The sequence below is a fragment of the Streptosporangium canum genome (genome assembly GCF_900113865.1).
GTDB lineage: Bacteria > Actinomycetota > Actinomycetes > Streptosporangiales > Streptosporangiaceae > Streptosporangium > Streptosporangium canum.
Map to the genome: position 1 here is coordinate 37,476 of NZ_FOQY01000031.1, position 12,154 is coordinate 49,629.

The following is a 12,154-nucleotide window of genomic DNA, read 5'->3' on the forward strand; positions in this document are numbered from 1 at the left end:
TCGGGCGAAATCAGTCGGCGGGCCTGCCGAACCAGCGGGAGAGGTGGCCGTCCAGGTCCTGCTGATCGTCGCCGACCCAGGCGACGTGGCCGTCGGGGCGTAGCAGGACGCACGGAACATCCAGTGCCGCAGTGGGATCCGCGAGGTAATCGACCCGGTCTGACCAGCCGCCGACGGTCAGGCGTTCGGTGCGGTCCAGCAGCAGGCCGCGACCGCGATGCAGCAGACCGTAGAGGTGGCCCTGTTTCACGTCGATGTCGCGCAGGCGGCGGCCGAGCAGGTCGGGGCCTGCGCCGAAGTCGTAGCGGATGCCGATCGCGGTGATCTTCTCGATCAGATGGCGGTTCACCTCGTCGAAGTCCATCAGTTCGGTGAGCAGCCTGCGCACGGCCCGCGGGCCCGGTTCGGCGGACAGCAGTTCCGTCTGGGCGCGGGTGTTGTCCAGCACGTCCTCGGCGACCGGACGACGTTCGGCCTGGTAGGTGTCCAGCAGTGGTTCCGGCGCCCAGCCGCGGATCTGTGCGGCCAGTTTCCAGCCGAGGTTGAACGCGTCCTGAACGCCCAGGTTGAGGCCCTGTCCGCCGATGGGTGGATGGATGTGCGCCGCATCGCCGGCCAGCAGCACCCGACCGACCCGATAACGTTCGGCCAGCCGGGTGGCATCCCCGAAGCGGGACAACCAGCGCGGGGAGTGCACGCCGAAATCGGTTCCGGCGATGGTGCGCAGCGCTTGTTTGAAATCCTCAAGGGTGGGCGGTTCCGCGCGATCGCTGACTCCCGCGATGGGGACCACGACGCTGTGGACCCCCTCGCCGAAGGGCCTGAGCCAGAATGGCCTATGGGTCTCGCCGACTTCGGTCACCTTGGCGGCGATCTCCTCCTGCGGCACGCCCACTTCCATCTCGCCCATCAGCGTCTCGGTCCGCGAGGGCTCGCCGGGGAAGCCGACACCGAGCAGTTTGCGCACCGTACTGCGCCCGCCGTCACAGCCGACGAGGTAGCGCGAACGCAGCTGTTCCCCGTCGGCCAGCTCGACGGTCACACCCTCGTCGTCCTGCTCGAAACCGGCCATCACACAACCGCGCCGGACCTGCGCACCCAGTTCGATCGCATGTTCTTCGAGCAGGCGTTCGATGACCGGCTGCGGGATGCCCAGCAGATAGGCGTGCGCGGAATCCAGGTTCTTGGGCGCGGGTCTGCCGATGGCGGCGAAGAAACCGCCGGCCGGACGCTGTCTGCCGTGTTCGAGAACGCGCTCCAGTAGTCCGCGCATCGCCATCAGTTCGATGCTGCGAATATGCAGACCGACTATGCGGACGAACGACTTGGGCTCGGTCTCCTTCTCCAGAACGAGCACTCGCACGTCGTGCAGCCGCAGTTCGGCGGCCAGCATCGCGCCGGTCGGCCCGCACCCGGCAATGATCACGTCGAACATGGGCGCGCGACCGGCGTCGGAGGCCGGCGACCGGAGTCCTGAGACGTCGCGCACGGTGAAGTCGCGCTCGACCGGGTCGTTCGACGGCGGCTCGGCGGTGAATCGCGGAGAGTGCATAGGTGTTGCCTTTCGGGAGTGCCTTGTTGTCGAGGCGCTCCCGGCGACACCTACGTCAATCGCCGGCCGTGACGGGAAGGGGGAGCACCCACATCGATACAGCGTTCATGGGTCTCACCTCCTCGGGCGGTGTCACGGTCAAGCGGCAAGTTACAAGCCCGAGCGTCATCCCGTCCAATCCTTTTCCTGTCCCAGCCACGTGATCACGACTCCGAACGGGCCCGTGACCGACCCCACACCCCGGACCCCGCCCTTCCAGGACGTCGCGCTTCCCGTCCGCCTCCGGCTCACCGAACAGCGGGATCATCCACTCATCAGGCGTCAGCCGAAGCGCCTTGTGCTCCTTGGCCAGCTGCCGAGCCCTTGTGGTCTTTCCGGCCCCCGGCAGGCCGACTGTGAGAAACAACGTGGTCACACCCGGATCGTTCATGGAAACCACGTGGAGGACACCTGCTTTCTCTGCCGAGATCGCCAGGGCCGCCTCTCACCTGCCCTGCTGGGGAGCCTCCACCGGGCAGCTCATCTGCGGCCGGGAGTCGGCCAGGACGTTCTCGCGGATGGTGAGGAAGGCGACCAGCGCGGCGAGGGCCATCATCGCCGCGCTGACCAGCATCGTCGTGTGGAATCCGGCGGTGAAGGAGACCGGGTCGTGGAAGGCGTCGCCGGTCAGGCCGGCCAGCGGCGGGATCGCGGCGACCGCCAGCAGCCCGCCGGTCCGGGCGACGGCGTTGTTGACGCCGCTGGCCACACCCGCGTAGCGCTCCTCGGCGGTGGCCAGCACGGTCGCGGTGAGCGGCGCGACCGCCGCCGACAGCCCCAGGCCGAACAGGGCCGTCGGGACCAGCACGCCCGTCAGGTAGGAGGTGCCCTCGCCGATCCTCGACATCAGCAGCAGCGCTCCGGCGCAGATCAGGACGCCCGCCGTCATCGGGACGCGGGGCCCGATCCGCTTGGCCAGCTCGCCCGCCCGCGACGACAGCAGCAGCATCAGGACCGTCACCGGGATCATCGCGGATCCGGCCGTCACCGGCGAGAAGCCCGCCGACACCTGGAGCTGGACGACCAGGAGGAAGAACACCACGCTCATCGCGGCGTACATGATGAACGTGACGACGTTGACCGCCGTGAACACCTTGGAGGTGAAGACCCCGACCGGTACCAGCGCGCGGGGCGAGCGCCTGATCTCCAGCCAGACGAACGCCGCTCCCAGCAGGACGCCCACCGCGATCGGGACCGGCCGCAGGTCGATCAGACCGTAGGTGATCCCGGCCAGCGCCAGCGCGGCCAGCGCCGCGCCGAGCACGTCGAAGCGCCCGGTGGCCTCCACGTCCCTGCTCTCCGGCACATGCCGTACGGCCACCGCCACCACGAGCGCGGCCACCGGCAGGTTGATCAGGAACACCCACCGCCATCCGGCCGTCTGCACCAGCCACCCGCCGAGGAGCGGCCCGATGGCCGCCGCCGTCCCGCCCAGCCCCGACCAGGCTCCGATCGCCCTGGGCCGGTCCTCGCGGACGAAGGACGCCTGGATGATGGCCAGCGATCCGGGCGTGAGCAGCGCCCCGCCGACGCCCTGGAGCGCCCGGGCCGCGATCAGCGTCTCCACGTTGGGAGCCAGCCCGCACAGGGCCGACGCGACGGCGAACCAGACCACGCCGATCAGGAAGATCCTGCGCCTGCCGTACCGGTCGCCGAGCGAGCCGCCCAGCAGGATCAGACCCGCCAGAGTGAGGGTGTAGGCGTTGACGGTCCACTGCAGGCCCGCCATGTCGGCGCCGAGGTCGTCGCCGAGCGCGGGAAGCGCCACGTTGACGACCGTGCCGTCCAGCAGCGCGATCCCCGAACCGAGCACGGTGGTCAGCAGAACCCACCGTCCCCGGGCTGAGCTGAGCCGAATGTGGCCGTTGTCCATAACTCTCATCATCGCTGACCGTTTTCGTCCGCCCGATGGGGATTCATGATTCCAGAAGTGTCGGCGATCTCTGGTAGGACGTGGTCTGTCATGTTTCGCCGGACAGGAGCCCGGGATGGACGACACCGAGTCCGCCGGACGGTGGCCGGCGGCATGTGGCGCTCAGTAAGCGGACCGGCCCCCTTGACCTCCATTTTCCTCAGAGGACCCGAGATGACCAACGAGAATCCCGGCCACGGCGCCGTGTGGGACCTGCGCGGCGACCCCTACGACCACGTGGTGGACGAGGACGAGGCGGGGCCCTCAATTCAGCGGAGTTTCGAGGATTTCCTGGCCACCCACGACCTCGCCGAGGTGCGTGAGATCGTCGTCGGCTGGTGGGGGCCCGGCTGGGAGGGCAACACCTCCGAGCTGCCGGTCCGGCTGCTGAGCGGGGTGGCCGACCGGCTGCCGAACGTGCGGTCGATCATGCTCGGCGACATCGAGTCGGAGGAGAGCGAGATCTCCTGGATCGAGCACGGTGACGTGACCCCGCTGCTGGAGGCATTCCCCCTGCTGGAGGCACTTCACATCCGCGGCGGCAGCGGACTCCTGCTCCGGCCGGTCCGGCATGAGGCGCTGCGCACGCTGTGGTTCGAAACCGGCGGACTGCCCGGCCGCGTGGTGCGTGCCGTGGCCGACAGTGACCTTCCCGCGCTGGAGAATCTGGAGATGTGGCTGGGCGTCTCGCAGTACGGCGGGGACGCCACGGTGGCGGATCTGGCGCCGATCCTGTCCGGCGAGCGGCTGCCGGCGTTGCGGCACCTGGGGCTGCAGGACAGTGAGATCCAGGACGAGATCGCGGCGGCGGTGGCGTCGGCGCCGGTGGTGGCACGGCTGGAGTCGCTGGCCCTGTCGATGGGCACGCTCACCGACGAGGGCGCCGAGGCGCTGCTGTCCGGCCAGCCGCTGACCCATCTCAAGCGCCTGGACCTGCACCACCACTACCTGACCGGCACGATGGTCAAGCACATCGAGGCGGCCTTCGCCGGCACCGGCGTCGAGGTCGACCTGTCCGAGCAGGAAGAGCCGGACGACGACTGGCGCTACGTCGCGGTGGCGGAGTAGACCGATGGGACACGGAGATCTCAGCAGGTTCAGCAGCCTGCCCCTCTCATACTTTCCCTGCCTTGAGGACGGTGACCCTGACGCACCGCACGAGGCCCAGGCCTGGCGGCTCTGGCTGGACGACGGCTACAGCAGCGAGGAGACCTTCGAGGACTACTTCGTCCGTTTCGTCGAGACGGTCGACACCGGACGCGTCCGTGAGCTGGTCTTCGGCTCCTGGGGGACTCCCTTCGAGGACTCGGCCGACGAGCCGATCGACCTGCTCACCCAGGCCGCGGACCGCTTCCCGAACCTGCGCCTGATCGCGCTCGGCGACATCTCCTCGGACGAGGCCGAGATCTCCTGGATCCAGCAGGGCGATCTGACGCCACTGCTGGGTGCCTTTCCCCGCCTGGAGGTCCTGGAGGTCCGGGGAGGGACCGGGCTCGGCCTGCGCCCGGTCGGTCACGACTCGCTGCGGGTGCTCCGTGTCGAGTCCGGGGGGCTGTCCGGCGCCGTGGTCCGTGCCGTGGGCGCGAGCGACTTCCCCTCACTGGAGCACCTTGAGCTGTGGTTGGGCGTATCCGACTACGGCGGGGACGCCACGGTGGCCGATCTGGCGCCGATCCTGTCCGGCGAGCGACTGCCGGCGTTGCGGCACCTGGGGCTGCAGGACAGTGAGATCCAGGACGAGATCGCGGCGGCGGTGGCGTCGGCGCCGGTGGTGGCACGGCTGGAGTCGCTGGCGCTGTCGATGGGCGCGCTGGGCGATGAGGGCGTCGAGGCGCTGCTGTCGGGCCAGCCGCTGACCCATCTCAGGCGCCTGGACCTGACCCACCACTTCGTCGGCCCACCCATGGTGAAGAGGCTGGCCGCCGCGCTGCGACACGTAAAGCTGATCATGGGAGAGGCCGAGGCGAGGTACGAATGGGCGCCCGAGGGCCGCTATGTCGCGGTCGGCGAGTAGGTTCTCCGATGATTCATGAGCACCTGACGTCCCTGGCCGCCGCGGAAGGAGCGGCGTCACGCGCCGGTGGCCGGACGACCTCGCTGACGGTCGTCGGCACGCCGGGCGAGCGGCGGGTGACCATGTTCGCCGACGCCTGCGTCCGCCACGGCCTGCGGGAGCCGGCCGTCGTGCCGTGGACCTCCGTGCTGCGGGGCCAGGACGTCACGCTGGAGCCGGGGACGCTCGTGCGGATCGAGTCGCCCGGCGAGGACGCCGAGGCCGACGCGCTGCTGCGCGGTCCGGGCGAGCCGTCCCGGGTCGGCGGCGGCGCCGCCTGGCACGCCGCCTTCACCGCCGGGACGGCGCGGATCCGCCGGGCCGTCGGGCGGACGCCCGGGGCCGTGCTGCTCGCCGACGTCGACGAGATCGCGGTGATGTTCGACAAGCGGCTGTGCCATGCGAGGCTGTCGGCGGCCGGGGTGCCGGTGCCCGCCGCGCTGCCCGGACCGGTCGGCGGCTACGCCGAGCTGCGCGAGCGGATGGGGCAGGCCGGTTGGGGCCGGGTGTTCGTCAAACCGGCCCACGGCTCGTCGGCCTCCGGGGTCGTCGCCCTGCAGACCTCCGGTCACCGGATCAAGGCGGTGACGTCGGCGGAGCTGTCCGCCGGCGGGCTGCACAACTCGCTGCGGGTGCGGTCCTACGAGGACGAGGCGGACGTGGCGGCGATCGTCGACCTGCTCGCCGGGGACGGGCTCCACGTGGAGCGGTGGTTCCCCAAGGCGGGCCTCGACGGGCGGACGATCGATCTGCGCGTGGTCGTGGTGGACGGCACGCCGACCCACGCCGTCGTCCGCGCGAGCCGCAGCCCCATGACGAACCTGCACCTCGGCGGCGAGCGCGGCGATCTCGGCACGGTCAGGACCAGGCTCGGCCCGCAGGGCTGGGCGCGGGTCACCGAGGCGTGCGTCCGGGCGGCGTCGTGCTTTCCGGGGAGCCTGACCGCCGGGGTCGACCTGATGATCGGCGTCGACTGGCGGAGTGTCGCCGTGGCCGAGGTCAACGCCTTCGGGGACCTGCTTCCCCGGCTGACCGGCTTCCCCGGCGGCGGCGCCGAGCACCTGACCACCTACGAGGCCCAGGTCAGGGCCATCCTCGCCCGCCGTACGGCGACGCCGGGCGCCGCCGTACCGGTGCCCCTGGGAGGGAACGCCGATGGCTGAGGAGACGGCGCGGGACATGAACGGGATCGTGGGAAGCCATGACCTGCTGCTGGTGACCCTCGACACGCTCCGCTACGACGTGGCCGAGGAGCTGGCCGGGGCCGGGCGGCTGCCCAACCTGGCCAGGGCGCTGCCCGGCGGGCGATGGCAGAGACGGCACAGCCCGGGGAGCTTCACCTACGCCGCGCACGCCGCGCTCCTCGCCGGATTCCTGCCGACCCCCGCCGAGCCCGGACCGCATCCCCGCCTCTTCGCGGCGGCCTTCCCCGGCAGCGAGACCACCGCCGGCGGGACGTGGGTGTTCGACGCGCCCGACCTGCCCGGCGGGCTGGCCCAGGCGGGATACCACACCGTCTGCGTCGGGGGCGTCGGGTTCTTCAACAAGCTCACCCCCCTCGGGGCCGCACTGCCGGGGCTGTTCGCCGAGAGCCACTGGGATCCGGCGTTCGGAGTGACCTCGCCGACGTCGTTCGAGGCGCAGATCGAGTGCGCCGAGCGGGCGGTGGCGAGGGTGGACGGGCCGGTGTTCCTGTTCGTCAACGTGTCGGCGCTGCACCAGCCCAACTGGTTCCACCTGCCGGGCGCCACCCGTGAGCACGGTGACAGCCGGGAGAGCCACGCCGCCGCGCTGGAGTACGTCGACCGGCACATCGGCCGGCTTTTCGCCCTGATGAGCGCCCGGCGGCCGGGGTTCGCGATCGTCTGTTCCGATCACGGCACCGCCTACGGTGAGGACGGATACACCGGGCATCGGATCGGCCACGAGGTCGTCTGGACGGTGCCCTACGGAGAGTTCACGATGGAGCGGGGGCAATGGCGGTGACTCCGAGTTCCGGCCGGGCACGGACGCGGGTGCTGGAGACGGTGGCCCTCGGGCCGGGCGGCACCCCGGCGCGACCGGCCCCCGACGGCGCGACCGGCGCGACCGGCGCGGGACCCTACCAGGGGTATGTGTACGCCTACCCGCACAAGACGGCATACCGGCCGCTGGAGCCGCGCCCGTCGCTGCGGGAGGTGTGGTCGGGGGAGCCGCTCGAGAGCCTCTTCCTCTACCTGCACATCCCCTTCTGCGAGATGCGCTGCGGGTTCTGCAACCTGTTCACCCGGACCGGCGCCCCCGAGGAGCTCGTCGCCGCCTACCTGGACGCCCTGGCACGCCAGGCGGAGGCCGTACGGGACGCCCTGGACGGGCCGAGGTTCGTCACCGCGGCCATCGGCGGCGGCACGCCCACCTACCTGAGCGCGGCCGAGCTCACCCGGATGTTCGACCTGACCGAACGGATCACGGGCGCCGACCTGCGGGCCGTGCCGCTGTCGGTGGAGACCTCGCCGGCGACCGCGACGGCCGACCGGCTCGCCGTCCTGGCCGAGCGGGGCACGACCCGGATCTCGATCGGCGTGCAGAGCTTCGTCGACGCCGAGGCCCGCGCGGCGATCCGCCCGCAGAGACGGCAGGAGGTCGAGACGGCGCTCGGGCACATCAGGGAGGCCGGGTTCGAGGTGCTCAACATCGACCTGATCTACGGGATCGACGGGCAGACCGAGCGGTCCTGGCGTCTCTCGCTGGACGCCGCGCTCGTCTGGAAGCCCGAGGAGATCTACCTCTATCCGCTGTACGTCCGCCCGCTCACCGGCCTCGGCCGCCGCGCCCGCGACTGGGACGACCACCGGCTCGGCCTCTACCGGCAGGGCCGTGACCACCTGCTGGCCGCCGGATACGAGCAGGTGTCGATGCGGATGTTCCGGCTGCCGGGATCCTCCGGCGCGACCGGCTACGACTGCCAGAGCGACGGCATGGTCGGGCTCGGCTGCGGGGCCCGCTCCTACACCTCCGACCTGCACTACTCCTACGAGTACGCGGTGGGCGCCGGTCAGGTGCGCGCGATCATCGACGACTACGTACGGCTCGCGCCCGGGGAGTTCGCGCTCGCCAACGTGGGGTTCCGGCTGGATGAGGACGAGCGGCGCCGCCGCCATCTGATCCAGTCGCTGCTCCAGGCCGAGGGGCTGGACCCGGCCGCCTACCGGGAGCGCTTCGGCACCGAGGTGACGGCCGACTTCGGCGAGGACCTGGAGCGCCTGGCCGGCCGGGGCTGGCTGGCGGCGACCGGCTCGGAGGCCGGGACGCGCCCCGGCCGGGACGGAGCAGACGAGAGCCACGATGGGGCGGGCGGCGGTCGGCTCCGGCTCGGCGCCGAGGGGCTGGCGCACTCCGACGCCATCGGCCCGGCGCTGTTCTCCGGCCGGGTCCGCGAGCTGATGGCGGGATACGAGAACAGTTGACCAAGCCCGCGAGCGGCCGTGACCTCCCTGTCCTGCGGGCCGGAGGGCAGGACCCCGGCCACCTGACGATCCTCTACCGGGGCCCGCTGTCCAGCTGCGACTACGACTGCCCCTACTGCCCGTTCGCCAAGCGCCGCGACGGCACCGAGCAGCTGCGCCGGGACCGGACTGCGCTGGAGCGGTTCACCGCGTGGGCCGCCGGACGGGACCATCCCCTCTCGGTGCTGTTCACGCCGTGGGGGGAGGGGCTCGTACGGTCGTGGTACCGGCGGGCGATGGTGGAGCTCAGCCACCTCCCGCACGTCCGGCGGGTCGCGATCCAGACCAACTTCAGCTGCCGCCCCGACTGGCTGGCCGAGGCGGACCTGGACACGCTCGCGCTCTGGGTGACCTACCACCCCGGTCAGGTCGCCCACGAACGCTTCCTGGCCAGGTGCCGTGACCTGGCCGGGCGCGGGGTCCGCTTCAGTGTCGGCGTCGTCGGGCTGCCCGAGCACCTGGAGCAGGCCCGCAGGCTCCGGGACGACCTGCCCGGCGAGGTGTATCTGTGGGTGAACGCCGCCGAGGGGCACCTCTACACCGACGAGGAGGCGGCCGACTGGACGCGGATCGACCGCCTCTTCCCCTACAGCCGCACCCCGCACCGCAGCGCCGGCCGGCCCTGCCGTACGGGGGACAGCGTGATCTCGGTGGACGGCGAGGGCACCGTACGGCGCTGCCACTTCGTCCCGGCCGTTCTCGGCAACCTCTACGACGGCACCTTCCGCCCGGCGGCCAGGCCGTGCCCGGCGGCCCTGTGCGACTGCCACATCGGCTACGTCCACCTGGAGCAGACCGGTCTCTACGACGTCTTCGCGGGCGGAATCCTGGAACGCATCCCGCACCTGGCCTGACCCGGACGGCCCGCCGGGGCGGGTCTCCCGCGGCTCAGGTCTCCCGGGCCGGGTGGTATTCGGCCTCGGACAGGTTGAAGGTCCAGGCCACGCCCTCGCGGGCGGTGCGGGTGGACGGGGGCACCCGCAGCCAGTACTTACGGAAGGTGCCGTCGGGCTCCGCGGTGGAGTTGATCACCTCGACCATCACCACCGGTTCGTCCTCGGGCAGGTCGATCTGCCACAGGACGCCTGTCTCGTCCTGGTGCAGCGGGGTCGCCCCGGACTCGGCGAGGTAGCGGTCGTAGCCGAAGTGCTCCAGCATGACCCGGCGCAGCTCCGCGTTGTCCTCGGCGCGGATGCGCTGGGGGGTGAGCGCCGCCATGGAGTCGGCGAAGCCGGCGGGGACGGGCATGCCGCCCCAGGCGTGCACGGCGAAGCCGTCGGGGAACAGCAGCGCCGGGCCGTCGGCGCGGTGCAGGCGCGACAGCTCGTCGAGATGCAGCTCGGCGGGGCGCTCGCAGACGATGGCCACCCGCTCGAACGGCCACCACCAGCCCGCCGACCGGGCCACCTGGACCAGCCCCGCCACCTCGGGCCTGCCCAGCGCGTCGAACAGCGACAGCCACGGCGCGTCCTGCTGGCCCAGCACGGCGTCCAGGGTCGAGGCGCGCAGCGCGGACGCGACGGCCTCCGACTCCTCCGTCTCCGCGACGGCCTCCGATTCCGCGATGCTCCGGCGGATCCGGGTGACGAGCGCGCTCACCGGATCCCAGAGCCGCCCCCCGGTCAGCGACCAGGCCAGCGGCCAGGCCGTGGGGCCGAGCGAGGTGTGCACCTCCGCCCTGGCCCGCTCCCACGGCCCGGTCCGCACCGCGTCGCGCACGGGCCTGCCGGCGCCGAGCGTGGCGATGGCGCGGGCCCCCGCGGCGGGGGAGTCGACCCAGATGATCTTTTCAGGCTCGGCCAGCCCGGCGCTCCGGTAGGCCAGCCGTATCCCCGCCTCCGCCCCGGGGCGGTCGGCGGGGCCGGTCTGGAAGGCCACCTCCTGCCAGCGGAGCGCGGCGGCGGTCAGGACGTCGGCCAGTTCGGTGGTGACGGTCATGGTCGGGAGCTCCTCAGATGAACGGACCGCCCGCGCCGGCGGCGCTCTCGGAGGGGGCCGACCGGCCGGGCGGGGGAGGCGGAGGCGTGGAAGGAGTCAGTCGGCGACGACGCGGAAGGCGCCGGGGACGTATTCGCGCTGGCGCTGCACGCGGTACCAGCCCTTGGGCAGCGGGATGGCGGCGTGCTCCTCGTGGACGACCCGCCCGCCCCGGGGGACGTGCAGGAAGTCGGGGTCCATCGGCCGCAGGCCGCGGACCAGGGTGCCGGGGCCGACCACCGCGTGGGCGTGGCCGGTGGCCTCGCCCAGGGCCAGCACCAGGCGGCCGCGGGCGTCACGCGGCGCGGACGGCGAGGTCCGGGCCGGAGCGGGCACGGTCTCCTCGGGGACGGGCACGATCAGGATGTCTCCCTGGCGGTACATCTGGCAGGCTCCTCGCGTCGGGGGTCGATCGAAAACTAGCCGTCCCCACCGACATTTCTCCGCCCGAGGAGCCGGGAGCGGGGCCGGTCAGGAGCTCGTTCGGGCGCCCAGTCCCCGGAGCACGAACCCGCAGACGCTCTCCTCGGCCTCCTGGGGCGTCACCGTGCCGCTGAGCAGCGGCACCCGCTCCGCGCCGATGACGGCGAGGATCATGCGGGCGGCGGCGGCGACGTCGGGGGCGTGGAAGTCGTCCGAGGCCACGCCGCTGTCGATGATGCCGGTCAGGATGTCCTGCATCGGCGCGACGTGGTCGGCCAGGCGCTGGTAGGCGTCGGGTCCCAGGGCCGCCGACAGGTCGGCGGGGCCGGGGTGGGGGTGGGCGAGCAGCCCGGCGAGCTGGAGCCGGACGAACGCGCGCAGCCGCTCGGCGGGGGAGGCCCGCTCGGGCAGCTCCCGCTCGTAGCTCTCGATGAAGTAGTGCGTCACCCGCTCGGTGAAGGCCAGCAGCAGCGCCGCCTTGTCGGGGAAGTAGTTGTAGAGGACGGTCCGGGTGATCCCGGCCTCGCTCGCCACGTCGGTCATCGAGATGGTGTCGATGCCCTGGTCACGGGAGAGGCGCGAGACCGCCTGCAGGATGCGGTCCTGCGTCTGGGCGCGGTGCTCGCCGATCGTCGGGGCCGAAATCCGGGGCATGCCCCCATGGTCGCACAGGGGTGGCGCCGCGGGCCGGTGGCGGACGCGGCCCGCTGCCA

At 72.0% G+C, this 12,154-nt stretch carries 12 protein-coding genes; 6 read left to right on the top strand and 6 right to left on the bottom strand.

The features are described from left to right. Window positions 1–10 precede the first annotated feature (10 nt). From rox to BM085_RS32850, 3 genes are all read right to left on the bottom strand, one after another. Entirely contained in the window at window positions 11–1,435 is a 1,425-nt protein-coding gene (rox, locus tag BM085_RS32840; RefSeq protein WP_218158897.1) for a rifampin monooxygenase, read from the bottom strand. A gap of 172 nt (window positions 1,436–1,607) precedes the next feature. Beyond that, window positions 1,608–1,982 (bottom strand): P-loop nucleotide/nucleoside kinase family protein, encoded by a 375-nt coding sequence (locus tag BM085_RS45450; RefSeq protein ID WP_245789844.1) that lies wholly within the window; start codon window positions 1,980–1,982, stop codon window positions 1,608–1,610. Window positions 1,983–2,036: 54 nt separating this feature from the next. Next, entirely contained in the window at window positions 2,037–3,464 is a 1,428-nt protein-coding gene (locus BM085_RS32850; protein WP_245789840.1) for an MFS transporter, read from the bottom strand. 213 nt (window positions 3,465–3,677) lie between these two features. Here BM085_RS32850 and BM085_RS32855 point away from each other — a divergent pair, with 213 nt between their 5' ends. The 6 genes from BM085_RS32855 to BM085_RS32880 are packed head-to-tail and all read left to right on the top strand — an operon-like array spanning window position 3,678 to window position 9,895. Next, on the top strand, window positions 3,678–4,571 hold the full coding sequence (locus BM085_RS32855) for an STM4015 family protein (protein ID WP_093890708.1): 894 nt from the start codon (window positions 3,678–3,680) through the stop codon (window positions 4,569–4,571). Between the two features lie 4 nt (window positions 4,572–4,575). Beyond that, a complete protein-coding gene (locus BM085_RS32860) occupies window positions 4,576–5,517 on the top strand; it encodes an STM4015 family protein (RefSeq protein WP_093890709.1) in 942 nt (313 codons plus the stop codon). A gap of 8 nt (window positions 5,518–5,525) precedes the next feature. Beyond that, the gene (locus BM085_RS32865) at window positions 5,526–6,719 is read left to right on the top strand and encodes an STM4014 family protein (RefSeq protein ID WP_093890710.1); all 1,194 of its coding nucleotides are present in this window, start codon (window positions 5,526–5,528) and stop codon (window positions 6,717–6,719) included. After that, window positions 6,712–7,542: an STM4013/SEN3800 family hydrolase gene (locus tag BM085_RS32870; protein WP_093890711.1), complete on the top strand. Its 831-nt coding sequence runs from the start codon at window positions 6,712–6,714 to the stop codon at window positions 7,540–7,542. The genes BM085_RS32865 and BM085_RS32870 overlap by 8 nt, the downstream gene beginning before the upstream one ends. Beyond that, window positions 7,533–9,002 carry an STM4012 family radical SAM protein gene (locus BM085_RS32875; RefSeq protein WP_218158894.1) on the top strand — a complete coding sequence of 490 codons (1,470 nt, stop codon included), beginning with the start codon at window positions 7,533–7,535 and terminating at the stop codon, window positions 9,000–9,002. Before BM085_RS32870 ends, BM085_RS32875 begins: the two co-directional genes overlap by 10 nt. Continuing rightward, the gene (locus BM085_RS32880; RefSeq protein ID WP_245789841.1) at window positions 8,999–9,895 is read left to right on the top strand and encodes an STM4011 family radical SAM protein; all 897 of its coding nucleotides are present in this window, start codon (window positions 8,999–9,001) and stop codon (window positions 9,893–9,895) included. Before BM085_RS32875 ends, BM085_RS32880 begins: the two co-directional genes overlap by 4 nt. A gap of 34 nt (window positions 9,896–9,929) precedes the next feature. Here the strand turns inward: BM085_RS32880 and BM085_RS32885 are convergent, their stop codons facing one another. The 3 genes from BM085_RS32885 to BM085_RS32895 all read right to left on the bottom strand — a co-directional run bounded on the left by BM085_RS32885 (window position 9,930) and on the right by BM085_RS32895 (window position 12,095). Next, window positions 9,930–10,979, bottom strand: a complete 1,050-nt coding sequence (locus BM085_RS32885) for a DUF6745 domain-containing protein (RefSeq protein ID WP_093890712.1) — start codon at window positions 10,977–10,979, stop codon at window positions 9,930–9,932. A gap of 96 nt (window positions 10,980–11,075) precedes the next feature. Next, window positions 11,076–11,402, bottom strand: coding sequence for a hypothetical protein (locus BM085_RS32890; RefSeq protein ID WP_093890713.1), 327 nt, complete (start codon window positions 11,400–11,402; stop codon window positions 11,076–11,078). A gap of 87 nt (window positions 11,403–11,489) precedes the next feature. Continuing rightward, window positions 11,490–12,095 (bottom strand): TetR/AcrR family transcriptional regulator, encoded by a 606-nt coding sequence (locus tag BM085_RS32895; RefSeq protein WP_093890714.1) that lies wholly within the window; start codon window positions 12,093–12,095, stop codon window positions 11,490–11,492. Between the last annotated feature and the right edge of the window lie 59 nt (window positions 12,096–12,154).